Origin of the sequence: Streptomyces sp. NPDC098781, from assembly GCF_044759995.1 — a bacterium.
Taxonomy (GTDB): Bacteria; Actinomycetota; Actinomycetes; order Streptomycetales; family Streptomycetaceae; genus Streptomyces.
Window position 1 is genome coordinate 515701 of sequence record NZ_JBIWAK010000006.1, and the last position, 22289, is coordinate 537989.

At 71.6% G+C, this 22289-nt stretch carries 21 protein-coding genes; 9 read left to right on the plus strand and 12 right to left on the minus strand.

The features are described from left to right. Positions 1 to 89: 89 nt before the first annotated feature. From ACIQWG_RS26820 to ACIQWG_RS26840, 5 genes are all read right to left on the minus strand, one after another. Positions 90 to 1520 carry an ATP-binding protein gene (locus tag ACIQWG_RS26820; protein WP_404100274.1) on the minus strand — a complete coding sequence of 477 codons (1431 nt, stop codon included), beginning with the start codon at positions 1518 to 1520 and terminating at the stop codon, positions 90 to 92. After that, positions 1521 to 2240, minus strand: a complete 720-nt coding sequence (locus ACIQWG_RS26825) for a response regulator transcription factor (protein WP_404100276.1) — start codon at positions 2238 to 2240, stop codon at positions 1521 to 1523. Between the two features lie 142 nt (positions 2241 to 2382). Beyond that, positions 2383 to 2982 (minus strand): FMN reductase, encoded by a 600-nt coding sequence (locus ACIQWG_RS26830; RefSeq protein WP_404100278.1) that lies wholly within the window; start codon positions 2980 to 2982, stop codon positions 2383 to 2385. Continuing rightward, on the minus strand, positions 2979 to 4064 hold the full coding sequence (locus ACIQWG_RS26835) for an LLM class flavin-dependent oxidoreductase (protein WP_404100280.1): 1086 nt from the start codon (positions 4062 to 4064) through the stop codon (positions 2979 to 2981). The genes ACIQWG_RS26830 and ACIQWG_RS26835 overlap by 4 nt, the downstream gene beginning before the upstream one ends. Positions 4065 to 4180: 116 nt before the next feature. Continuing rightward, positions 4181 to 4774: a TIGR03086 family metal-binding protein gene (locus ACIQWG_RS26840; protein ID WP_404100282.1), complete on the minus strand. Its 594-nt coding sequence runs from the start codon at positions 4772 to 4774 to the stop codon at positions 4181 to 4183. 62 nt (positions 4775 to 4836) lie between these two features. Between ACIQWG_RS26840 and ACIQWG_RS26845 the strand changes: the two genes are divergently transcribed. Then, a complete protein-coding gene (locus tag ACIQWG_RS26845) occupies positions 4837 to 5652 on the plus strand; it encodes a DUF6597 domain-containing transcriptional factor (RefSeq protein ID WP_404100284.1) in 816 nt (271 codons plus the stop codon). 37 nt (positions 5653 to 5689) lie between these two features. Here ACIQWG_RS26845 and ACIQWG_RS26850 read toward each other — a convergent pair whose 3' ends face one another. After that, the gene (locus ACIQWG_RS26850) at positions 5690 to 6163 is read right to left on the minus strand and encodes a hypothetical protein (RefSeq protein ID WP_404100286.1); all 474 of its coding nucleotides are present in this window, start codon (positions 6161 to 6163) and stop codon (positions 5690 to 5692) included. An 11-nt stretch (positions 6164 to 6174) separates the two neighbouring features. After that, the gene (locus ACIQWG_RS26855; protein ID WP_404100384.1) at positions 6175 to 6558 is read right to left on the minus strand and encodes a nuclear transport factor 2 family protein; all 384 of its coding nucleotides are present in this window, start codon (positions 6556 to 6558) and stop codon (positions 6175 to 6177) included. Positions 6559 to 6799: 241 nt separating this feature from the next. On the opposite strand from ACIQWG_RS26855, the gene ACIQWG_RS26860 reads away from it, so the two are divergent. Next, positions 6800 to 7576 (plus strand): SDR family NAD(P)-dependent oxidoreductase, encoded by a 777-nt coding sequence (locus ACIQWG_RS26860; protein ID WP_404100288.1) that lies wholly within the window; start codon positions 6800 to 6802, stop codon positions 7574 to 7576. A 3-nt stretch (positions 7577 to 7579) separates the two neighbouring features. On the opposite strand, the gene ACIQWG_RS26865 is transcribed toward ACIQWG_RS26860, so the two are convergent. Further along, positions 7580 to 8773 carry an RtcB family protein gene (locus ACIQWG_RS26865; RefSeq protein ID WP_404100290.1) on the minus strand — a complete coding sequence of 398 codons (1194 nt, stop codon included), beginning with the start codon at positions 8771 to 8773 and terminating at the stop codon, positions 7580 to 7582. A 215-nt stretch (positions 8774 to 8988) separates the two neighbouring features. Between ACIQWG_RS26865 and ACIQWG_RS26870 the strand changes: the two genes are divergently transcribed. The 3 genes from ACIQWG_RS26870 to ACIQWG_RS26880 all read left to right on the plus strand — a co-directional run bounded on the left by ACIQWG_RS26870 (position 8989) and on the right by ACIQWG_RS26880 (position 12353). Beyond that, a complete protein-coding gene (locus ACIQWG_RS26870; RefSeq protein WP_404100292.1) occupies positions 8989 to 9855 on the plus strand; it encodes a DUF3558 domain-containing protein in 867 nt (288 codons plus the stop codon). 137 nt (positions 9856 to 9992) lie between these two features. Further along, positions 9993 to 10871 carry a DUF3558 family protein gene (locus ACIQWG_RS26875; protein WP_404100294.1) on the plus strand — a complete coding sequence of 293 codons (879 nt, stop codon included), beginning with the start codon at positions 9993 to 9995 and terminating at the stop codon, positions 10869 to 10871. 192 nt (positions 10872 to 11063) lie between these two features. Then, positions 11064 to 12353: a DUF2637 domain-containing protein gene (locus ACIQWG_RS26880; protein ID WP_404100296.1), complete on the plus strand. Its 1290-nt coding sequence runs from the start codon at positions 11064 to 11066 to the stop codon at positions 12351 to 12353. Between the two features lie 39 nt (positions 12354 to 12392). On the opposite strand, the gene lysS is transcribed toward ACIQWG_RS26880, so the two are convergent. Continuing rightward, the gene (lysS, locus tag ACIQWG_RS26885; RefSeq protein ID WP_404100298.1) at positions 12393 to 14135 is read right to left on the minus strand and encodes a lysine--tRNA ligase; all 1743 of its coding nucleotides are present in this window, start codon (positions 14133 to 14135) and stop codon (positions 12393 to 12395) included. Between the two features lie 147 nt (positions 14136 to 14282). Between lysS and argS the strand changes: the two genes are divergently transcribed. Next, positions 14283 to 16058, plus strand: coding sequence for an arginine--tRNA ligase (gene argS / locus ACIQWG_RS26890; protein ID WP_404100300.1), 1776 nt, complete (start codon positions 14283 to 14285; stop codon positions 16056 to 16058). Positions 16059 to 16129: 71 nt separating this feature from the next. Further along, positions 16130 to 16927: a DUF4253 domain-containing protein gene (locus ACIQWG_RS26895; RefSeq protein ID WP_404100302.1), complete on the plus strand. Its 798-nt coding sequence runs from the start codon at positions 16130 to 16132 to the stop codon at positions 16925 to 16927. A gap of 25 nt (positions 16928 to 16952) precedes the next feature. Here the strand turns inward: ACIQWG_RS26895 and ACIQWG_RS26900 are convergent, their stop codons facing one another. Both ACIQWG_RS26900 and ACIQWG_RS26905 read right to left on the minus strand, forming a co-directional pair. Next, positions 16953 to 17783 (minus strand): arylamine N-acetyltransferase, encoded by an 831-nt coding sequence (locus tag ACIQWG_RS26900; RefSeq protein ID WP_404100304.1) that lies wholly within the window; start codon positions 17781 to 17783, stop codon positions 16953 to 16955. Between the two features lie 72 nt (positions 17784 to 17855). After that, the gene (locus ACIQWG_RS26905) at positions 17856 to 19070 is read right to left on the minus strand and encodes a PLP-dependent aminotransferase family protein (protein ID WP_404100306.1); all 1215 of its coding nucleotides are present in this window, start codon (positions 19068 to 19070) and stop codon (positions 17856 to 17858) included. A gap of 305 nt (positions 19071 to 19375) precedes the next feature. On the opposite strand from ACIQWG_RS26905, the gene ACIQWG_RS26910 reads away from it, so the two are divergent. After that, a complete protein-coding gene (locus ACIQWG_RS26910) occupies positions 19376 to 19564 on the plus strand; it encodes a hypothetical protein (RefSeq protein WP_404100308.1) in 189 nt (62 codons plus the stop codon). A 23-nt stretch (positions 19565 to 19587) separates the two neighbouring features. Here the strand turns inward: ACIQWG_RS26910 and hemB are convergent, their stop codons facing one another. Then, positions 19588 to 20586 carry a porphobilinogen synthase gene (gene hemB, locus ACIQWG_RS26915; RefSeq protein ID WP_404100310.1) on the minus strand — a complete coding sequence of 333 codons (999 nt, stop codon included), beginning with the start codon at positions 20584 to 20586 and terminating at the stop codon, positions 19588 to 19590. A 144-nt stretch (positions 20587 to 20730) separates the two neighbouring features. Here hemB and ACIQWG_RS26920 point away from each other — a divergent pair, with 144 nt between their 5' ends. After that, positions 20731 to 22116, plus strand: a complete 1386-nt coding sequence (locus ACIQWG_RS26920) for an FAD-binding oxidoreductase (protein ID WP_404100312.1) — start codon at positions 20731 to 20733, stop codon at positions 22114 to 22116. Positions 22117 to 22289 lie beyond the last annotated feature (173 nt).

Below are 22289 nucleotides of genomic sequence, written 5' to 3' on the forward strand. Positions count from 1 at the left end.
CACTCCGCCCCCTACCCACCCCCGACAGGGGCGCGGGGAACTGCGCGACAAGCCACGACGAGAGCCGCACCTGCGAGACCCGCGTCCGCTCAGCCGGCCCCACCCACCGTGAACCCGATCGCCGTCCCCCCGCCCTCCCGCCGGAAGGCGAACGGCGCGCCGCCGTGCGCCAGTGCCACCTCGCGCACGATCGACAGCCCCAGCCCGGACCCCGGCAGGGAACGCGCGTCGGCGGCGCGGTAGAAGCGGTCGAAGACCCGGATCAGGTCGTCCTCGGCGATTCCGGGGCCCCGGTCGAGCACCTCGACGCGGACCGTGCCGGGGCGGGCGGGGCCGGCGATGTTGATCTCGATGGGCGCGGTGCCGTCCCGGTCGAACTTGGCCGCGTTCTCCACGAGGTTGGTGACCGCCCGTTGCAGCATCCCCGGCCGCCCGTCCGTGGTGGTGTCGCCGCTCGCCCGGACCAGGATCCGCCGTCCCGTACGCCGCCGTGCGAGCCCCGCGACCTCCTCGGCGACGTCGGCGACGTCCACCCGCTGGGCCGGCTCGGTGTCGGACTGCCCGGCCGCCAGATCGACCAACTCGTTGACCAGGTCGGTCAGTTCGCGCGCCTCCTGACCCAGGTCGGCCACCAGCTCGTCCCGGGCGCCCGGCGGCAGCTCGTCGATGCGGCGCAGCAGGGAGATGTTCGTACGCAGGGAGGTCAGCGGGGTCCGCAGTTCATGGCCCGCGTCCTGCACCAGCCGCCGCTGGTCCTCCTCCGACTGGGCGAGCCGCCCCAGCATCCGGTCGAAGGCCCGGCCGAGACGGCCCACCTCGTCGTATCCGGTGACCGGCACCTGGATGCCCAGCCGGCGGGTGCGGGCGACGTCCTCGGCGGCGTCGGTGAGGACGACCAGGCGGCGGGTGATGCGCCGGGCCAGCCACCAGCCGAACAGCCCCGCGAGCGTCACCACGGCCGCCATCAGCAGCAGCGTCCGCTGCTGGAGTGCCCGCAGCAGGTCCTCGGTGTCGCTGAACTCCTGGGCGATCTGCACCGCGCCCCGTCCGCCGCCGAGCGCCACGGTCGCGACCCGGTAGACGTCACTGCCGACGTCGACGTCCTTGTGCTGGACCATCCGCCCGGCGGTCCCGTCGGCCGCGATCCGCCGGTCGTCGGCCCTGACCGGCAGCCCCGGGCGGCCCGGGTCGACGATCGCGCCGTCGGGGCCCAGCACCTGCACATCGGTCCGGGCGGGCCGTACGAGATCGTGGCCGGGCGCGGAGGAGGAGAAGTCCTGCGGCTGCATCGGCCGCTGCCGCACCTCACCGCGCAGATCCTGCACGACCTCGTCGAACACGGACTCCTGGTCCACCCGCACCAGCCGGGCGGCGGCGGTGTACGACAGCAGCCCGACCAGCAGGGTGACCACGGCGGTCACGGCCGCGAAGGACACGGCGAAGGTGCTGCGCAGCGAGACCAGACCGGTCCGCCGCCCCGTCAGCAGCCGCGCGAGCCTACGGCGGGCCGGGCCGCCCACTCAGTCCTCCCGGAGCACGTAACCCACCCCGCGCACCGTGTGGATCAGCTGCGGCGCGCCCGGTTCGTCGAGCTTGCGCCGCAGGTAGCCGACGTAGACGGCGAGGTTCTTGGAGCCGGGGCCGAAGTCGTAGCCCCAGATCCGGTCGTAGATCGTGGCGTGGTCGAGGACTATGCCGGCGTTGCGCGCCAGCAGCTCCAGCAGCTCGAACTCGGTGCGGGTCAGCTCCAGCTCCCGCGCGCCCCGCCAGGCCCGCCGCGCCTGCGGGTCCATCCGCAGCCCGGCCGCCTCGATCAGCCGGCCGGACGGCTCGGGGGCCTGCCTGGGTACGTCGACGGGGGCGCCGTTCGTCTCGCTGGTGCGGCGCAGCAGGGCGCGCAGCCGGGCGAAGACCTCCTCGACGTCGAAGGGCTTGACCACGTAGTCGTCGGCGCCCGCGTCCAGGCCGGCGATGCGGTCCTGGGTCTCCACGAGCGCCGTGAGCATCAGGATCGGGGTGCGGTCGCCCTCGGCGCGCAGCACCCGGCAGACCTGGAGGCCGTCGATGCCGGGCATCATCACGTCCAGCACCAGCACGTCCGGGGGCGTGCGATGGGCCTGCGCCAGCGCCTCCACCCCGTCGGCGACCGCGGTGACCTGGTAGCCCTCCAGGGTCAGCGCGCGCTCCAGGGCGTTGCGGATGGCGCGGTCGTCTTCGGCGAGGAGAACAGTCTGGGACACGCCCTCAGTGTGCCAAGGCCTCCGGCGGTTCGGTCGTGTGAGCGAGCTTCCGATCACCCTTCTTACTGGGATCTCACCGTCACGTGGCCGTCCTGGGGGCTCCGCCCCCAGGACCCCCCTTTCGGCCCGAACGGCCTCGTCCTCAATCGCCGGACGGGCCGGCGAGCGCCGCCAACTGCTCGGTGAAGGGCACCACCGTGAGCTCGCCCGCGGCGGCCGTCCTGACTCCCGACATGCCCCGCATCAGGCCCGTCAGCTCACCCGCGGCCCGCTCGATCCGTCCGTCCAGCCCCTCGGCGCCCCAGTCCTCCGAGGCGGCGTACACGCCGGTCGGGACGACCACGGCCCGCAGATAGGCGAAGAGCGGACGCAGCGCGTGCTCCAGGACCAGCGAGTGCCGGGCCGTGCCGCCGGTCGCGGCGATCAGCACCGGCAGGCCCGCCAGCGCGTCCTGCTCGATCACGTCGAAGAACGACTTGAACAGTCCGCTGTACGACGCCGAGAACACCGGCGTGACGACGATCAGCCCGTCCGCCGAGGTCACGGCGTCGATCGCGGCGGCCAGCCGGCGGCCGGGGAAGCCGTTGGTGAAGTTGTGCGCGATCTCCACGGCGAGGTCGCGCAGCTCGACGACCTCGACCTCGACGGGGCCCTGCCCGGCCACCGCGGCCGCCAGCCGGTCGCCCAGCAGCCGGGTGGAGGACGGGACGCTCAGTCCCGCGGACACGACGACGAGCTTCATGCGACGGTCACCTCCTGGGCGGCCTTGAGGGAAGCGTGGGTGGGGGCCTCGGGGACGCCGGCCGGACGGCCCTTCGCGAACTCCTCGCGCAGCACCGGCACGACCTCCTCGCCGAGCAGGTCGAGCTGCTCCAGGACGGTCTTCAGCGGCAGTCCGGCGTGGTCCATCAGGAACAGCTGGCGCTGGTAGTCACCGGCGTAGTCGCGGAAGGCCAGGGTCTTCTCGATCACCTGCTGCGGGGAGCCGACGGTCAGCGGGGTCTGGTCCATGAAGTCCTCGAGGGACGGGCCGTTGCCGTAGACCGGTGCCACGTCGAAGTACGGGCGGAACTCGCGGATCGCGTCCTGGGAGTTCTTCCGCATGAACACCTGCCCGCCGAGGCCGACGATCGCCTGCTCGGGCGTGCCGTGGCCGTAGTGGGCGTACCGGGACCGGTACAGCTCGATCATCTGCTTGGTGTGGTCGGCCGGCCAGAAGATGTTGTTGTGGAAGAAGCCGTCGCCGTAGTACGCGGCCTGCTCGGCGATCTCCGGCGAGCGGATGGAACCGTGCCAGACGAACGGCGTCACGCCGTCCAGCGGCCGGGGCGTGGACGTGAAGCCCTGGAGGGGCGTACGGAACTTGCCCTCCCAGTTCACGACGTCCTCGCGCCACAGCCGGTGCAGCAGGGCGTAGTTCTCGATGGCGAGGTTGATGCCCTGCCGGATGTCCTGGCCGAACCAGGGGTAGACCGGCCCGGTGTTGCCGCGGCCCATCATCAGGTCCATGCGGCCGTCGGCCAGGTGCTGGAGCATCGCGAAGTCCTCCGCGATCTTCACCGGGTCGTTGGTGGTGATCAGCGTGGTGGACGTGGAGAGCACCAGCTTCTCCGTCCGCGCCGCGATGTAGCCGAGCATCGTCGTCGGCGACGACGGCACGAACGGCGGGTTGTGGTGCTCACCGGTGGCGAAGACGTCGAGCCCGACCTCCTCGGCCTTCAGCGCGATCGCGACCATGGCCTTGATGCGCTCACGCTCGGTCGGCGTACGGCCCGAGGTGGGGTCCGGCGTCACATCGCCGACGCTGAAGATCCCGAACTGCATGGTCGCTCATCCTCCAGGTTGTTGACGGTTCAACTATACCCGGAGAACGGAGACCCAGGCCGGACTATTCCCGGCCTGACCGGACTGCCCCGCCGACTACCGCCGACTACCGCCGACTACCGCCAGTAAGGATCCCTCCCGGTCAGAGCGATCAGCCGCTCGAACGCCGACGCCCCCTCCGGCTCCGGCGCCGGCTCCCCGAACACCCCCATCTTCCTGGCCGTCGGTGCCAGCTGGTCCACCGCGCCGGTCAGCTCCGCCACGACCGCCTCGTCGGCCCCCGGGTACTCCTGGCCCGTCGCCCGCGCCAGGTCCCACACGTGCACCGTCAGATCGAGCAGCGCCATCGAGCCGACCAGCCGCGCGGGCATGTCCATCGCGCCGGTCGTCCCCTCCTCGGCACCGGGCGCGGACCAGGCCGCCACCAGCCGGTCCGCCTCGCCCGCGAGCCGCTCACGCCACTCGGGGCTCTCGGCGACCCGGTCGGGGGTGGTGTCGCCGAAGTCCGACGCCTCCTTCGCGGCCAGCCGCTGGAACTGCACGATCACCTGGAAGAGGTGATTGACCAGCGCCCGCACGTCGTACTCCGCACAGGGCGTGGGCGCGGCGAGCGCGGCGTCGGGAATGCCCCGCACCACCGGAACCGCCCGCTCCCGCGCCATGCCCAACAGCTCACCGATGCCGTTCGTCTTCACAGGGTTCGTGTCCATGCCTCGACCGTAGGGACATCCACGGCCGCGCTTCTTGAACAAACGCGACGTACGATCCGCCCATGGAGGCACCGCGCCACGACACCCGCGGGATCGTCGACCCGTCCGGGCTGCTGAACCACGTGCGCTTCCGCCGCCAGGAGCCCGCCGAGGCCCTGCGCCGGTATGTCGAGTGGTACTGGCTCATCGACTGGGACCTCCCCGCGCCCTACGCCTCCCACGTCGTACCGCACCCGGCGGTCAACCTCACCTTCCAGTGGGACGAGGACGAGGGATCGCCGTATGCCGAGGTCACGGGCGTCGCGCTCGGCCTCTACACCAGGAAGCTGACCGGACGGGGCCGGGTCTGCGGGGTGAAGTTCCGGCCGGGCGGCTTCCGGCCGTACGCCCCGCACGAACCGGTCTCCCGCTGGACGGGCCGCGCGCTGCCCGCCACCGAGGTGTTCCCGGCGGCCACGGCCGAGGCCGCCCACGCGATCGTCACCCCCGCCGACGACACCGCCCGGGTGACCGCCCTGGACGCCTTCCTGCTGGCCCTGCCCCACGACCCCGACCCCCAGGCCGACCTCGCCACGAGCCTGGTCCAGCGCATCCGCGCCGACCGCACGGTCCGCCGCGTCGGCGACTTCGCCGAGGCACAGGGCCTGTCGGTACGGGCGGTGCAGCGGCTGTTCTCGACGTACGTCGGCGTCAGCCCCAAGTGGGTCCTCCTGCGCTACCGCATCCACGAGGCCCTGGAACTGGCCGGCACCCGCCACGACGTCGACTGGGCCGCCCTCGCCACCGAACTCGGCTACGCCGACCAGGCCCATCTGGTACGGGACTTCACGGCGACGGTGGGCGTGTCGCCGACGGCGTACGCGCAGGGCGTGCAGTGACTCGTCGAGCACGGGCCGACCGGTCGGCCGCCGCGCCTCAGAAGTAGTACTTGTCCCCGCTGTCGAGCACCAGCACCCGCTGCCGCTCGCTCCGCCGCCGCTCGGCCACCGCCCCGTCGTTCCCCACCGTGTCGAACTCCAGCAGCACCTCCGACGGCGCGTCCCGCAGCCGTACCCGCAGGCCGAGCCGCTCACCGACGCCGTCGGCCTCCAGCGCCCCGACCCGGCAGGTCACCGCCCGCTCCCCCGCCGGCGCGCACCCGGCCGGCAGCGACTGCCGCTCCGCCAGCGGCTCGGACCAGCGGATCCGCACGGTCGACTCCGGCACGGCGACGAGACCGTGGTTGTGCGGTGTGAACCGTACGCCGACCCGCCCGCCGATCATGTCGGCCGAGCCGTGATAGGCGAGCTCCGCCTCAGGACCGCCCGGCGCCCCGGCGGCCGGAGCCACCCCGCCGACCGCCGTCACCACAGCCGCAGCACACACCGCAGCAACCCTCATCCGCCGCATACGCCCGCTCCTCACTCCACGTGGTCGTACGCATGTATCCCACGCGAGGCGGCGGACAGGCGCCCTCCAACAGGTGACAGTGGCGGCTCAGCCGGCCTCGTCGGGCAGCAGTCCCAGCCGGCCCAGGAACTCCATCTCGTCGAAGTAGAGCCGGTAGTCGGCCGGTAGTCGACGATCTGTCCGCTGTCGTCGACGGTGGCGAAGTCCACCCCGCGGATGCTGATCTCCTTCTGTGCCGGAGGCAGCGTCCGGCCGTCGGGCAACTGGATCGGCCCGGTGTTCCGGCCGCTGAAGACGCCCTCGTCGATGGCGGTGTCGCCGACCTCGTACGCGTGCACCGACTCGTAGGTGCCGTCCGGGACCGACTGGGACATCTGCCGCCAGTACTCGGCGATGTCGTCCCGCCCGTGGAGCTCCCCGCCGTCCGGGGTGACGGCGACCGCGTCCTTACGCGTAGAGCTCGGCGAGGGTCCCGGAGTCCCCCGCGGTGATCGCCGCGGTGAGCCGGTCCATCACTTCACGTGCCTGTCCCATGATCCACCTCCTGCTGTGAGGATCACCCATCTCATCGTCCCCCGCACCGCCCGCCTATCCTGGCCGGACAGTCTCCGGACCCGACCCGCACGAGGAGCAGCCATGGCCACCGCCGCACCGTCCGCCGCCTCCCGCATCGCCGTCATCACCGGTGCGAGCAGCGGAATCGGCGCCGCCACGGCCCGGCAGCTCGCCGCGGCCGGCTACCGGGTCGTGCTGACCGCCCGCCGCAAGGACCGCATCGAGGCGCTCGCCGAGGAGATCAACGCGGCCGGCCACTCGGCGGCGGCCTACCAGCTGGACGTGACGGACCGGGCCGCGGTCGACGAGTTCGCCACCGCGTTCAAGGCGGTCGGCGTGCTCGTGAACAACGCGGGGGGCGCGCTCGGCGCCGACCCGGTCGCGACCGGCGACCCGGCCGACTGGCGCACGATGTACGAGACGAACGTCATCGGCACCCTGAACCTCACCCAGGCCCTGCTCCCCAAGCTGGAGGCGAGCGGCGACGGCACGGTGGTCGTCGTCTCCTCCACGGCCGGGCACGGCACGTACGAGGGCGGCGGTGGCTATGTCGCCGCCAAGCACGGCGCCCATGTCCTCGCCGAGACCCTCCGCCTGGAGATCGTCGGCCGCCCGGTCCGCGTCATCGAGATCGCGCCCGGCATGGTGAAGACGGACGAGTTCGCCCTCACCCGCTTCGGCGGCGACGAGGACAAGGCGTCGAAGGTCTACGCGGGCGTGGCCGAACCGCTGACGGCCGAGGACGTGGCGGAGACCATCACCTGGACGGTGACCCGCCCCAGCCACGTCAACATCGACCTCCTGGTCGTCCGCCCGCGCGCCCAGGCGTCCAACACCAAGGTGCACCGGGAGCTGTGAGGGTCAGCCCTTCACACAGACGACCTGCTTCAGCTTCGCGACGACCTCCACGAGGTCCCGCTGCTGGTCGATGACCTGCTCGATCGGCTTGTAGGCGCCGGGGATCTCGTCCACGACACCGGAGTCCTTACGGCACTCCACGCCCCGCGTCTGCTCCTCCAGGTCCTTCGTCGAGAAGCGGCGCTTGGCGGCGTTCCGGCTCATCCGCCGACCCGCGCCGTGCGAGGCCGAGTTGAAGGACTTGGCGTTGCCGAGGCCCTTCACGATGTACGAACCCGTGCCCATGGAGCCCGGGATGATGCCGTACTCGCCGGAGCCGGCCCGGATCGCGCCCTTGCGGGTCACGAGCAGGTCCATACCGTCGTAGCGCTCCTCCGCCACGTAGTTGTGGTGCGCGCTGATCTCGGGCTCGAAGGTCGGCTTCGCCTTCCTGAACTCCTTGCGGATGACGTCCTTCAGGAGCCCCATCATGATCGTGCGGTTGTACCGGGCGTACTCCTGCGCCCAGAACAGGTCGTTGCGGTACGCCGCCATCTGCGGCGTGTCCGCCACGAAGACGGCGAGGTCACGGTCGACCAGGTTCTGGTTGTGCGGAAGCTTCTGGGCCACGCCGATGTGGAACTCGGCCAGTTCCTTGCCGATGTTGCGGGAACCGGAGTGCAGCATCAGCCAGACGGAACCGGTCGTGTCCGTGCACACTTCGACGAAGTGGTTGCCCGATCCGAGCGTTCCCATCTGCTTCCCGGCCCGCTCCTGACGGAATTTGACCGCGTCCGCGATCCCGTCGAACCGCCCCCAGAAGTCGTCCCACGCGGCCGTACCGAACCCGTGCAGCCGTCCGGGGTCGACGGGGTCGTCGTGCATACCGCGCCCCACCGGAATCGCCTGCTCGATCTTCGACCGCAGCCGCGACAGATCACCCGGCAGGTCGTTCGCCGTCAGCGACGTCCTGACGGCCGACATGCCGCACCCGATGTCCACCCCCACCGCCGCGGGACACACGGCCCCCCGCATCGCGATGACGGACCCGACCGTCGCGCCCTTGCCGTAGTGCACATCCGGCATCACGGCGAGGCCCTTGATCCACGGCAGCGTCGCGACGTTCCGCAGCTGCTGGAGCGCCCCGTCCTCGACCGTCGCCGGGTCGGTCCACATACGGATCGGAACCTTCGCGCCCGGCATCTCCACGTACGACATAACGCCCTCATTCCCCCGGAAAACACATACAAGTCTGAAATCGCAAAACCGGTGCCAGGGTCGATGAAAAGGGACAACGGACCGGCGTCCACGGCAGTGCGTGCGATACACATTGTCTCCAGTGGGCGCCCCCGCGCGGCAAGCGAATAACCAGCGGGGACGCTGAAGACCGGCAACCGACCGACCCCACCCCCACCGTCGAGAGGAGCCTGACCGTGCAGCGGAAGGCCTACGTATCCGGCGTCGCCGCGCTCCTCGCGGCGTTGCTGGCCGGCTGCACCGGCAGCTCCGACACCACCGGCACGGCCGACGACTCCAACCCCGACGACTCCGGTACGGCGGTCGCCACGGCCGAGCCGGGCCGCTACCGCACGCTGCCCGAGCCGTGCGGGGTGATCGACGAGGAGACGCTCGACTCGCTGCTGCCGGGCATCCGGGAGATCACGGACGCCGAGCAGCGCGAGAAGGCGTACGAGGGCACACCGACGCTCACCTACGACACCGACCGCAAGGTCGGCTGCCGCTGGAAGGTCGAGTCGGCCGACGCCACCGACCATCTCTTCGTCGACTTCGAGCGCGTCGTGTCGTACGCCGGCGCGGTCAGTGACGACAGCGAGGCGGAGCAGCTCTTCGCGACCCGGCAGGAGGCGGCGGACCTGCCCGAGCCGGCGAGCACCTCCTCCGTCGACGAGAGCTCCGGGTCCGCCGACCCCAGCGGCTCTCCGTCCTCCTCGCCCTCGAACTCCGCGTCCCCGTCCGTTTCGTCCTCCACCTCCACCTCCCCCTCGGCCTCGACGTCCCCGTCCACGTCCGCCTCCACCGACGGCGCGACCCCGGCCGAACTCCAGCCCCGCGTCCTGGAGGACCTCGGCGACGAGGCCTTCATCGACGACGCGCTCGGCAGCTCGGGTTCGACGGCCCAGCAGCGCACGGTGACTGTGGCGTTCCGCACGTCCAACGTGATCGTGACCATCCAGTACGAGGAGCAGCCGGCCACCGTCGGCACGGTCCCGGACAGCGAGGAAATGCAGGACAGGGCCCAGAAACTGGCCGCACAACTGGCGGACGCGCTGGGGGACTAGCGCCTCCCCCTCGCCTCTCCACGCCCCATTGCGACGTAACCGAAACGAGACCACACACCTTCTTCACCGCGTACCGTGGCCCCTCGGACCCGATCCGACCGCAGGAACCACGAGTGTCAGCCATGAGTGAAGGAACCATGCAGCGAGCAGCAGAGCGAAGCCGGCGTGACCGACATGACCAGCGCGAGCGGCGGGCGAGGGGCCTGCGCCGCGCCCTCGTCTGCGCGGCAGCCGTGCCGGTGATGCTGGTCGCCGCCGGGTGCTCGTCGGACTCCGGCTCGCAGGAGAAGGCCGCCGACAGCGGCCCGCAGGCCTCGAAGTCGCCGTCGGGGAGCGCGTCGCCGACCGTGCAGGCGGCCGCGTACAAGTCGCTGCCGGAGCCGTGCAAGGTACTGGCGAAGAAGACGCTGGAGGACCTGGTCCCGGAGGCCAAGTCCGGCAAGACGGGCTCTTCCGAGGACACGGCCACACGCGGCTCGTGCTCCTGGAGCAGCCTCGACAACAACGGTGTGAAGGGCTCGCAGTTCCGCTGGCTCAACATCTCCCTGCTGCGCTTCGAGTCCGAGGTCTCCCGCGGCTCGGGCGACGAGCGGGCGAGCGAGTACTACGAGACCCAGCTGCGGGACGCGAGGTCGGTGTCCGGCGCGAAGAACACGAAGTCGGACCAGGTCGCCGGGGTGGGCGACGAGGCGACGGCGGTGCGCTACGACCTGAAGAAGAAGGAGGGCTCCTTCAAGCAGGAGACGGTCGTGGCCCGGGTCGAGAACGTCGTCGTGACGCTCGACTACAACGGCGCCGGTCTCGCCGGCGAGAAGACCCCGAGCGCGGACGCCCTGAACAAGCTCGCGCAGAAGGCGGCCAAGGAGGTCGTGGCCGCGGTGGCGAAGGCCAACGGCGGCGGCGACGCGGGCACGCCGAGCAGCGCCCCCTCGAAGTCGGCGTCGAAGTCTCCCTCGAAGAGCCCGTCGAAGGCGGCGAGCGCCTCCCCCTCCAAGTCAGCGGCAAAGAAGAGCTGACCGTCACACCGGCTCACGGCCGGGTCACAACGCGCAGCTCAGCCACGCCCTTTGGGCGAGCCCGTCCCGTCCTGGGGCCGGGCTCGCGCCGTACCGGGAGTACGCCCGCCGTACGGATGTGCCACCCTGTTGCGCGCAACAACACGCAAGGGGAGGGGAATACGAGTGGCCGGGCCACCGCAGCTGACTCGGATGCACCGCGTTCTCATCGGCGTGGTCGTGTTCGGCGCCGTGATCATCGCCGGCATCGGCTTCGCCGGTTCCTACGCAGCCGTCCGAGAGCTGGCCATCAAGAAGGGCTTCGGGGACTTCAGTTATGTCTTCCCGATAGGCATCGACGCGGGCATCTGCGTCCTGCTCGCCCTGGACCTGCTCCTGACGTGGATCCGTATCCCGTTCCCCCTGCTGCGCCAGACCGCCTGGCTGCTGACGGCGGCGACGATCGCCTTCAACGGCGCGGCCGCCTGGCCGGACCCGCTGGGCGTCGGCATGCACGCCGTGATCCCGGTCCTGTTCGTGGTGGCGGTCGAGGCGGCCCGCCACGCGATCGGCCGCATAGCGGACATCACGGCCGACAAGCACATGGAGGGCGTCCGGCTCACCCGCTGGCTCCTCTCCCCCCTGCCGACCTTCCTCCTGTGGCGCCGTATGAAGCTGTGGGAGCTGCGCTCCTACGAGCAGGTCATCAAGCTGGAGCAGGAGCGTCTGGTGTACCAGGCGCGCCTGCGTTCCCGGTTCGGCCGCGCCTGGCGGCGCAAGGCCCCGGTGGAGTCGCTGATGCCGCTGCGCCTGGCGAAGTACGGCGTTCCGCTGGCGGACACGGCTCCGGCCGGGCTGGCGGCGGCGGGCATCGAGCCGGCGTTGCTGCCGCCGGTACGGAAGCAGGCGCTGGACGCCGCGCCGGCGGCCGACGCGGGGGCGCCCGTCCCCGCCGCGGTCGGCCGTGCCGCCGAGCCGGTGCCGGTCCCCCGGCAGGCGGGGCCTGCGGACGAGCGGCGGCCCGAGCCGGCCGGCCCCCCGCAGGCCTTGCCGCAGGAGAACGTGCAGGACTGGTTCAACACCCCGCGGACCGTGGAGTACCAGGGCGCCTACAACCCCCAGTACAACCCGCAGGACCACTATCAGGAGTGGTACTCGGAGCAGGAGCAGGCCGAGCAGTACCGCGACCAGTTCGAGGAGGAGCCGCCCGTCCAGGAGCCCTCCCCGGAGGACACCGGCACCTTTCCGATCCCGGTGACCGGCAACCGCACCCGCCAGCTCGGCGAGGGCGGCGGCCCGCCGGAGCGCCCGGACCCAACGGAGGAGGACTACTACCAGGTCTTCCGTCAGTCGATCGACGGCAGTTTCCCCACGCCCCGCGTCCTCGGCGACAACATCCAGGCGACGTACGGCTCGACTCTGAGCGTGAGCGAGCTGAAGAACCTCACGGAACGCTTCCAGGCCCGCTTCAACACCGAGCTGGAAGAAGACCACATCGCATGAGAAAGGGGCCCTCCGAGAAGGGCCCCTTCGTCGTACCTCTTACTCGCCGAGCAGGCGCCGCACCCGCTCCTGGCCCACGGCCAGCAACAGGGTGGGCAGCCGCGGACCCGTGTCCCGTCCCACCAGCAGGTGGTAGAGCAGGGCGAAGAACGTCCGCTGGGCGGTCTTGATCTCGGCGGGCAGCTCCTTGGGCGTGGCGTCCGCGGAGAACCCGGCCTGCACCTTGGGCACGCCGTAGACGAGGTGGGTCAGCCCGTCCAGCGACCAGTGCTCGGCGAGTCCGTCGAGCAGCAGCCGCAGGGACTGCTGGGACGCCTCGTCGAGGGACTTCAGCAGCTCGGCGTCGGGCTCGGCGCGCACGATGGTCCGCTGGTCGGCGGGCACCTGCGTGTTGATCCACGCCTCGGCCTTGTCGTACCGGGGACGGGCCTCGTCCAGCGTGGCCAGCGGGTTCTCCGGGTCCAGCTCGGAGAGGATCCGCAGCGCCTGGTCGGCGTGGCCGGCGGTGATGTCGGCGACCGACGCGAGCGTCCGGTACGGCAGCGGCCGGGGCGTGCGCGGCAGCTCGCCGCCGGCCGTGCGCACGGCACGCGAGTGCGCGGCGACGTCCGCCGGCAGCGCGGAACCGTCGGCCACCTTGGCGTCCAGCTTGTCCCACTCGTCGTAGAGCCGCTGGATCTCCTGGTCGAAGGCGATCTTGAAGGACTGGTTGGGCCTGCGGCGGGCGTAGAGCCAGCGAAGGAGCTGCGGCTCCATGATCTTCAGCGCGTCGGCCGGGGTGGGCACCCCGCCCCGCGAGGACGACATCTTCGCCATCCCGGAGATCCCCACGAAGGCGTACATCGGGCCGATCGGCTGCGCGCCGCCGAAGATCCCGACGATCTGCCCGCCGACCTGGAAGCTGGAACCGGGCGAGGAGTGGTCGACGCCGCTGGGCTCGAAGACGACGCCCTCGAAGGCCCACCGCATCGGCCAGTCGACCTTCCAGACCAGCTTGCCGCGGTTGAACTCGCTCAGCCGGACGGTCTCGGAGAAGCCGCACTCGTCGCAGGTGTACGTCAGCTCGGTGGTGTCGTCGACGTACGAGGTGACGGTGGTGAGGTCCTTCTCGCAGTTGCCGCAGTAGGGCTTGTACGGGAAGTACCCGGCGGAGCCGGAGCTGCCGTCGTCCTCGCCGGCCGCGCCGGAGCCCTCGGCGGCCTCCAGCTCGGCCTCGTCGACCGGCTTCTGCGACTTCTTGGCGCCGCCCTTGGCCTTGGTGCGGTACTGGGCGAGCACGGCGTCGATGTCGCCGCGGTGCTTCATGGCATGCAGGATCTGCTCGCGGTACACCCCGGAGGTGTACTGCGCGGTCTGGCTGATCCCGTCGAACTCCACGCCGAGCTCGGCGAGCGCCTCGACCATCGCCGCCTTGAAGTGCTCGGCCCAGTTCGGGTACGCCGACCCCTTGGGCGCCGGCACGGAGGTCAGCGGCTTGCCGATGTGCGCGGCCCAGGTCTCGTCGACTCCGGCGACACCGGCCGGCACCTTGCGGTAGCGGTCGTAGTCGTCCCAGGAGATCAGATGCCGGACCTGGCGCCCGCGCCGCCGGATCTCGTCGGCGACGAGGTGCGGGGTCATGACCTCGCGCAGGTTGCCCAGGTGGATCGGTCCGGACGGGGAGAGACCCGACGCGACGACGACCGGTTTGCCCGGGGCCCGACGCTCCGACTCCTCGATGACCTCATCCGCGAAACGGGAGACCCAGTCGGTGGTCTCGGTGCTCTGAGCCACGATCGGCACGTCCTTCTTTCTCCAGGGCAGCCGTACGGTCAACGGCTGGCGCCCCCATTCTCCCAGGCGACCCCGCTTCCGCGAAAACCGCTTTACCCCCCGTGGGATACTGACCGTGTCTATCTGCACCCACGAGGAGAACGGGCACCCACTCCTATGGCCTCGGTCACGTCGCTCACCGATCTCGTCAACCAGCGCCTCACGGACGCTCTCTCGGCCACGCTGCCGGAGGCGGACGCGGACCCGCTGCTGCGACGTAGCGACCGGGCCGACTTCCAGGCGAACGGCATTCTCGCGCTCGCCAAGAAGGCGAAGGCCAACCCTCGTGAGCTGGCGACGCAGGTCGTCTCCCAGGTCGTCACCGGTGATGTGATCAAGGACATCGAGGTCTCGGGCCCCGGCTTCCTGAACGTGACGATCACCGACCGGGCGATCACCGACAACCTCGCCGCCCGGTACGCCGACACGGACCGCCTCGGGGTACCCCGGGCGGACCGGCCCGGCACCACGGTGATCGACTACGCCCAGCCGAACGTGGCCAAGGAGATGCACGTCGGCCACCTGCGCTCCGCGGTGATCGGCGACTCGGTCGTCCAGCTCCTGGAGTTCGCCGGCGAGACCGTCGTACGGCGGCACCACATCGGCGACTGGGGCACCCAGTTCGGCATGCTCATCCAGTACCTGGACGAGCACCCGCACGAGCTGGACCACGAGGCGGGCGAGGACCTCCAGGAGTCCGGCCAGGCGGCGATGTCGAACCTCGACCGGCTGTACAAGGCCGCGCGGCGCAAGTTCGACGCCGACGACGAGTTCAAGACCCGCGCCCGGCGCCGGGTGGTCGACCTCCAGGCGGGCGAGCCGCACACCCTCGCCATGTGGCAGAAGTTCGTGGACGAGTCGAAGATCTACTTCTTCTCCGTCTTCGACAAGCTGGACATGGAGATCGACGACGCCGACATCGTCGGGGAGTCCGGCTACAACGACATGCTCGCGGAGACCTGCCGCCTCCTTGAGGAGTCGGGCGTCGCGGTGCGCTCCGAGGGTGCGCTGTGCGTGTTCTTCGACGACGTCAAGGGCCCGGACGGCAACCCGGTCCCGCTGATCGTGCAGAAGTCGGACGGCGGCTACGGCTACGCGGCCACCGACCTGTCGGCGATCCGGGACAGGGTCTTCAACCTGAAGGCGAACAGCCTGATCTACGTGGTGGACGCCCGCCAGTCGCTGCACTTCAAGATGGTCTTCGAGACAGCGCGCAGGGCGGGCTGGCTCAACGACGACGTGAAGGCGTACCAGCTGGCCTTCGGCACGGTCCTCGGCAAGGACGGCAAGCCGTTCAAGACCCGTGAGGGCGAGACCGTCCGGCTGGTGGACCTGCTGGACGAGGCGGTCGACCGCGCCACGGCCGTCGTACGGGAGAAGGACACCCAGGGTCAGCTGTCCGAGGAGGAGATCGCCGAGCGGGGCGCCCAGGTGGGCATCGGCGCGGTGAAGTACGCGGACCTGTCGACGTCGGCGAACCGCGACTACAAGTTCGACCTGGACCAGATGGTCTCGCTGAACGGCGACACCTCCGTCTACCTCCAGTACGCGTACGCCCGTATCCAGTCGATCCTGCGCAAGGCGGGAGAGGTACGGCCGGCCGCGCACCCGGAGCTGGAGCTGCACGAGGCCGAGCGGGCCCTGGGTCTGCACGTCGACGCGTTCGCGGAGACGGTCGCCGAGGCGGCGGCGGAGTACGCCCCGCACAAGATGACGGCGTATCTGTACCAGCTGGCGTCGCTGTTCACGACGTTCTACGACAAGTGCCCGGTGATCAAGCCGGAGCCGCCGAAGGATGTCGCGGAGAACCGTCTGTTCCTGTGCGACGTGACGGCCCGCACCCTGCGCCAGGGCATGGCCCTGCTGGGCATCCGGACGCCCGAGCGACTCTGAACCCCTGAGCCCGGGGCTCGGACCCGCTCGGGCGGGGCGCGTTGTCAGTGGCTGCCCCTACAGTCACGGGCATGGCGACTCTTCCGAACCCGCTGCCGAAGCTCACGACCGACCCCACGGGCACCTCCCTGGGCCTTCGACTCCCGCCCGGGAGGCTCGTGGACGCCACCGACGAAGGCCGCTGGCACGAGCCGCTGCTGTGGCTCGCGGACGAGCCGGCGGTCCCCGGTTCCTGGGCGGCTCTGGAACCGGCCCGCCGCACGGCCGGCCTGCTGCCGGTCGTCATCGAGGCGAGCGGGAGCCAAGGCGGGCCCGAGGAGTGGGAGTTGATGCCCGGGGAGATGTCGTACCCGGGCGATCACGACGCGGACGAGGTGCTGGCGGAGCTCTGGGAGGAGTACGCGGCCGGGGAGACGGGACAGGAGTGGCCGGGCCTCGCCGACGCCCCCACCGCCGCCGCGGATGACCCGGACACGGTGGCCACCGACATCGCGGACTCCCTGCTGGAGCCGGGCGGCCCCTTGAAGGACCCCCGTGTCGCTCTTGTCCCGGCCCGCCGCAGCGCGGACGTTCCGGCGGCGATCGGCTGGACGGGACCGGTCAACCACGAGGGCGACACCGCTCGCCTGTGCGCGGTGCTCCGCTCCTGGGAGGACCGCTTCGGCATACGGGTGGTGGCGCTCGGCTTCGACCACCTCCTCGTCTCCGTGGCGTTCCCGCCGGCCACCCTGGCCGAGGCGGAGGCCGTCGCCGCCGAGCACTTCGCGTTCTGCCCCGACAACCTCCTCCAGAGCGACGACACCACCGTCCGCGCCTACGCCGAGAACCGCCTCCTGAACCAGCCCGCCTGGCACTTCTGGTGGGACTGACCGGTGGCTGACGGGCCGCCCGGCCTCAGATCAGCAGCGTCATCCCGTCCGGTACGTCGATCCCGAACTCCTCGTCCAGCAGCCGCCGCGCCTCCGCTTCCCCCGTCACCTCCCGCTCGACGACCGTCCCGTCCACCCGCGTCTCGGTGAGCAGCCGGCCGTTGAGGAGGAGGTGGCGGTCGGCGCTGACGCGCTGGACGTAGACGCGCTGGGTGAACGGCGAGCGCGGATTGGTGCCGATGTGCCAGTTGACGACCTCGAAGTCGGGCTGCACGAAGGGCTCCAGCGTGAAGGCGTACTGGTCCGCCCAGTCGCCCTTCACCCGGTCGTGGGCCTGGAGCACCCACAGCGGGAGCGGCCCGTCGTGCGGCACATGGACGAGCCGGTGCCGGCGTTCCGCGTCCCGGAACTCCACACCGGCCGTCAACGGCACCGGCTCCAGCAGCGCCCCGATCGCGCCGAAGCCGACGTCCGCGAGATACGGCTGCGGGTCGCCCGGAGCCTCGACGAGCAGCGCCATGTGGGTGCGCGGCCGGCTCCCGATCCGGTCGGCTCCGACCGCGACCCGCGCGCCCAGCCCGGTCACCTTGAAGCCGAGCGCGACCAGGGCGCCCGCGAGGAGCGTGTTGTGCTCGTAGCAGTAGCCGCCGCGCCTGCTGTGCACCATCTTGGCCATCAGGTCGGCCAGGTCCAGGGAGGGGGCGATGCGCCGCAGGGCGTCCAGGTTCTCGAAGGGGATGCCCCGCGTGTGCGCCAGATGCACGCCCCGCAGTGTGGCCGGATCGGCCCGCCGCTCCCCCTCCCAGCCGATGTGCCGGAGATAGCCGTCGAGGTCGAACCGCAAGGTGTCGGACATGTCCTCCAGCCTAGGAAAGTCCGCTCCGGCCCGTCCGCGGTCCGTGGCCCGAACCGCCCTGGACCGTTCGCCCTAGGACCACGACCGCAGCCCCCGGCCCAGCCGCCGCAGCCCCTCCTCGATCTCCGGCGGCGTCTGCGTCACGAAGCACAGCCGCAGCGTCGACCGGTCCGGCTCGCCGGCGTAGAAGGGCGCGCCGGGGACGTAGGCGACATCGTGCCGCACCACCTCGGGCAGCAGGGCCGTGGCGTCGTAGGACTCCGGGAGCCGGACCCAGACGAACATGCCGCCCTCGGGCCGGTTCCAGACCGCCCCCTCCGGGAGAGCGCCGGGCAGCCCCGCCAGCATGGCGTCTCGGCGTTCGCGGTAGACGTCCCGCACGCGGGCCACATGGGGGTCGAGGGCGTCCAGGCAGCGGGCGGCGGCGAGTTGGTTGACGGTCGGGGTGTGCAGGTCGGCGGCCTGTTTGGCGACCGCGCAGGCCCGCAGCGCGGCGGCCGGCGCGCGCAGCCAGCCCAGCCGCAGCCCCGGCGCCATCACCTTGGAGAAGGAGCCGAGCAGCACCGTGCGGTCCTCGGCGCCCGGGTACGAGGCGATCCAGGGCACGGGCTCGCCCTCGTACCGCAGTTCGCTATACGGGTCGTCCTCGACGATCCACACCCCGGCGCGGGCGGCGGCCCGGGCGACGGCGGCCCGGCGCTCGGCGGGCAGGGTCCGGCCGGTCGGGTTCTGGAAGGTGGGCACGGTGTAGAAGAGCTTCGGCCGCTCCCGCACCACCAGTTCCTCCAGCGCGGCCGGATCCACCCCGTCCGCGTCGCCCGGCACGGCGACGACACGGGCTCCCGCGAGCCCGAAGACCTGAAGTGCCGCCAGATAACAGGGGTCTTCGACCAGGACCGTGTCCCCCGGGTCGAGCAGCGCGGTGGCCAGCAGCGACAGGCCCTGCTGGGAGCCGGTGGTGACGAGCAGGTCGTCGGCGTCGGTAGCGAGCCCGCGGGCTGTCATGCGGGCGGCGAGCCCGGCGCGCAGGCTCGGCTCGCCCTCGGTGGTGGAGTACTGGAGGGCGTGCGCCGGCGTCTCGGCGAGCACGTCCCGGAAGGCGGCCGCTATGCCCTCCCGGTCGAACAGTTCCGGCGCGGGCAGCCCGCCCGCGAAGTTGATGACCTCGGGACGGGCGGTGACGGCGAGGATCTCCCGCACGGGCGACCCGCCGACCGCCCCGGTCCGCGCCGCGAGCGGCGGCACGGGGGCGGTGCCAGGACGGGGCGCGGGCTCGATGACGGTCATGACACGGCTCCTCGGGCTGCGACGGCATGCGGGACGGCTCGTGACGGGCAGCCTAGAGAACTACCTGCCGCCTACAAGTGACTTTCCGGGATACGGACCCACCACCCCGTACGCGGGGAGCGTCCCCGCGCTCCGCACACCGCGAGGCGTCCCGCACCGAACCACCGGAACGCGGCATCCCCGCAGGTCAGCGAGGATCCCGCGGCTCGGGCGTCCCGAATTCGCCGTCGATGCTGGCGTGCGGGAGGGATGATCGCGCAGGCTGGTCACCGACCCCGACCCCCACGCAAGGAGAGGGCCACCCCATGCCGGCGTCCGCACCCCCCGCCCGTCACCCCCGCGCCCGGCTGCTCGCCGCCACGCTGGTGGCGGTCGCCGCGCTCGCGCTCACCGCGTGCGAGGACGGTCACGGCCTGCGCGACGAGGGCCCGTCGACCCCGACCAGCCCCACCGCCACCTCGCCCACGACACCGCCGGCGTCCGACGGCCCCTGAACCGGTGACCGCCGCCGCGGCCGCTACTGCCGACCGAGCTTCTGCGCGGCCTCGATCGCCCAGTAGGTGAGGATGTTGCGGGCGCCCGCCCGCTTGATGCCGGTCAGCGTCTCCAGGATGGCCCGGTCCCGGTCGATCCAGCCCTTCTCGGCGGCGGCCTCGACCATCGAGTACTCGCCGGAGATCTGGTAGGCGGCGACCGGCACGTCCACGGCGTCGGCGACCCGCGCCAGGATGTCGAGGTAGGGCCCGGCCGGCTTGACCATCACCATGTCGGCGCCCTCCTCCAGATCGAGGGCGAGTTCGCGCAGCGACTCCCGCGCGTTCGCCGGGTCCTGCTGATACGTCTTGCGGTCGCCCTTCAGCGACGAGCCGACGGCCTCACGGAAGGGCCCGTAGAAGGCGGAGGCGTACTTGGCGGTGTAGGCGAGGATCGCGACATCCTCCCGCCCGATCTGGTCGAGCGCGTCGCGGACGACCCCGATCTGCCCGTCCATCATCCCGCTGGGTCCTACGACATGGGCCCCGGCGTCGGCCTGGACCTGCGCCATCTCGGCGTACCGCTCCAGGGTGGCGTCGTTGTCGACGCGTCCCTCGGCGTCCAGCACCCCGCAGTGCCCGTGATCGGTGGTCTCGTCGAGGCACAGGTCGGACATGACGAGGAGGTCGTCGCCCACCTCGGCGCGCACGTCCCGGAGGGCGACCTGGAGAATCCCGTCGGGATCGGTCCCCGGCGTGCCGAGGGCGTCCTTCTTCTCCTCCTCCGGCACGCCGAACAGCATGATCCCGGAGATCCCGGCCGCCACCGCTTCCGCGGCAGCCTTCTTCAGGCTGTCCCGCGTGTGCTGGACGACACCCGGCATCGCGGCGATCGGCACCGGCTCGGCGGCACCCTCACGCACGAAGGCCGGGAGGATGAAGTCGGCGGGGTGCAGCCGGGTCTCGGCGACCATGCGCCGCATGACGGGGCTGGTCCGCAGACGCCGCGGCCGAGTACCGGGGAAGGATCCGTACGTCGTCATGCCCTCTACGCTACGCCCGCCCCGAGAGCACCTTTGCCGACTGTGCGTCGGGACGGCGCCCGGCATGCGGCGGCCCCGACCGCGGGTAATCCTGAAGGAAGCGCCCCCAGCCGATCCCTCCGTACCCGCACCGCGGAGGCCACGATGACCGCCACCCACCGCAACACTCCCGACCTCTTCGCCCTGTCCCAGATCCACGGCCCGGTCCTGCATCCCGGCGACGACGGCTACGCGGGCGAGGTCACCGGCTTCAACCTGGCCGCGCTGCACACCCCCGACGTGGTGGTGGGTGCGACCGGCGCCGACGACATCGTCACGGCACTGCGCTGGGCGACCGCCACCGGCACGCCGGTCGCGGTCCAGGCGACGGGCCACGGCGCGAACTTCCCCATCGACCACGGCCTGCTGATCAACACCTCCCGCATGACGGACGTGCACATCGACGCGGACCGGCGTGTGGCGACCGTCGGGGCGGGCGCGAAGTGGCGTCACGTCCTGGACGCGGCGGCACCGCACGGCCTCGCCCCGCTGTGCGGCAGCGCCTCGGGTGTGGGAGTGGTCGGCTACACGCTGGGCGGCGGCCTGCCGGTCGTGGGCCGCGCATACGGCTACGCGACCGACCTGGTCCGCTCCTTCCAGGTCGCCACACCCGACGGCACACTCCGCGTGTGCGACGCCGACCACGAACCGGAGCTGTTCTGGGCGCTGCGCGGCGGCAAGGGAAACGTAGGGGTGGTCACGTCCGTCACCTTCGATCTGCTGCGCCTGCCGACGATCCTGGGCGGCGGCATCTACTGCCCCGGCGAACACGCGCAGGCGCTGCTGACGACGTGGGCCGACTGGACCCGGGACGCCCCCGCGGAGATGTGCACGGCCTTCAGCCTCCTGCGCCTGCCCCCCATCCCGCAGATCCCGGAGCCCCTGCGCGGCGGCTTCTGGGCCAGGGTGGCGGTCGCGTACACGGGCGACGCGACGCAGGGCGAGAGCCTCCTGCGCCCGCTGCGTTCCGCGGCGCCGGTCACGGTCGACACGGTGGAGGAGATGCCGTACGCGGCACTGGACCGCGTCTTCATGGAACCCCAGGACCCGCTCCCCGCCCGGGAGGCCTGCACCCTCCTGCGCGAACTGGCCCCGCAGGCCCTCCGCACCTTCCTGACCCAGGTGGGCCCGGACGTCCCCGACTGCCCCCTGCTCTCGGTGGAGATCCGCCACCTGGGCGGCGCCCTGTCCCGCCCGGCCCGCGTGGCGGACGCGATCCCCGCCCGGGATGCGACCTACATGCTGGCATCGATTGGAGTCCCGGCGGCCCCACCTCAGGCAGAGGCGACGGAAAGAGCCACAGCGTCCTTGCACACGGCCATGACCCCCTACGGCACGGGCCACACCCTGATCAACATCCACGGCACCCCGGGCGACGCCCCGGACCGCGCCCGAGCCTGGACCCCGGACACCTACAACCGCCTACGCCAGACCAAGTCCACCTACGACCCAAGCAACTTGCTCCGCTTCGGCCACACGGTGGAGACATAGGAGCTCGCCTTATCAGCGCCGGTCGGCACTCCCAGCCCGTCCGGCGTTTGAGGACAAGGCCCTTTCGGGGCCGACGGGGGTCCAGGGGGCGCAGCCCCCTGGTGGGGTCGAAGGGGCGAAGCCCCTGGAGATGGGACGGGTAGGGGCGGCGGGGGCGAAACCCGTCCCGGCCC

Bases quoted from the DNA above. Each gene is read 5' to 3' on its own strand.
- hemB (WP_404100310.1), bottom strand. From the start codon at position 20,586: ATGACGACGTACGGATCCTTCCCCGGTACTCGGCCGCGGCGTCTGCGG.
- ACIQWG_RS26880 (WP_404100296.1), top strand. From the start codon at position 11,064: ATGCACCGCGTTCTCATCGGCGTGGTCGTGTTCGGCGCCGTGATCATC.
- ACIQWG_RS26875 (WP_404100294.1), top strand. From the start codon at position 9,993: ATGCAGCGAGCAGCAGAGCGAAGCCGGCGTGACCGACATGACCAGCGC.
- ACIQWG_RS26845 (WP_404100284.1), top strand. From the start codon at position 4,837: ATGGAGGCACCGCGCCACGACACCCGCGGGATCGTCGACCCGTCCGGG.
- ACIQWG_RS26900 (WP_404100304.1), bottom strand. From the start codon at position 17,783: ATGTCCGACACCTTGCGGTTCGACCTCGACGGCTATCTCCGGCACATC.
- ACIQWG_RS26840 (WP_404100282.1), bottom strand. From the start codon at position 4,774: ATGGACACGAACCCTGTGAAGACGAACGGCATCGGTGAGCTGTTGGGC.
- ACIQWG_RS26905 (WP_404100306.1), bottom strand. From the start codon at position 19,070: ATGACCGTCATCGAGCCCGCGCCCCGTCCTGGCACCGCCCCCGTGCCG.
- ACIQWG_RS26830 (WP_404100278.1), bottom strand. From the start codon at position 2,982: ATGAAGCTCGTCGTCGTGTCCGCGGGACTGAGCGTCCCGTCCTCCACC.
- ACIQWG_RS26895 (WP_404100302.1), top strand. From the start codon at position 16,130: ATGGCGACTCTTCCGAACCCGCTGCCGAAGCTCACGACCGACCCCACG.
- ACIQWG_RS26835 (WP_404100280.1), bottom strand. From the start codon at position 4,064: ATGCAGTTCGGGATCTTCAGCGTCGGCGATGTGACGCCGGACCCCACC.
- ACIQWG_RS26865 (WP_404100290.1), bottom strand. From the start codon at position 8,773: ATGTCGTACGTGGAGATGCCGGGCGCGAAGGTTCCGATCCGTATGTGG.
- ACIQWG_RS26850 (WP_404100286.1), bottom strand. From the start codon at position 6,163: ATGCGGCGGATGAGGGTTGCTGCGGTGTGTGCTGCGGCTGTGGTGACG.
- ACIQWG_RS26920 (WP_404100312.1), top strand. From the start codon at position 20,731: ATGACCGCCACCCACCGCAACACTCCCGACCTCTTCGCCCTGTCCCAG.
- argS (WP_404100300.1), top strand. From the start codon at position 14,283: ATGGCCTCGGTCACGTCGCTCACCGATCTCGTCAACCAGCGCCTCACG.
- ACIQWG_RS26860 (WP_404100288.1), top strand. From the start codon at position 6,800: ATGGCCACCGCCGCACCGTCCGCCGCCTCCCGCATCGCCGTCATCACC.
- ACIQWG_RS26910 (WP_404100308.1), top strand. From the start codon at position 19,376: ATGCCGGCGTCCGCACCCCCCGCCCGTCACCCCCGCGCCCGGCTGCTC.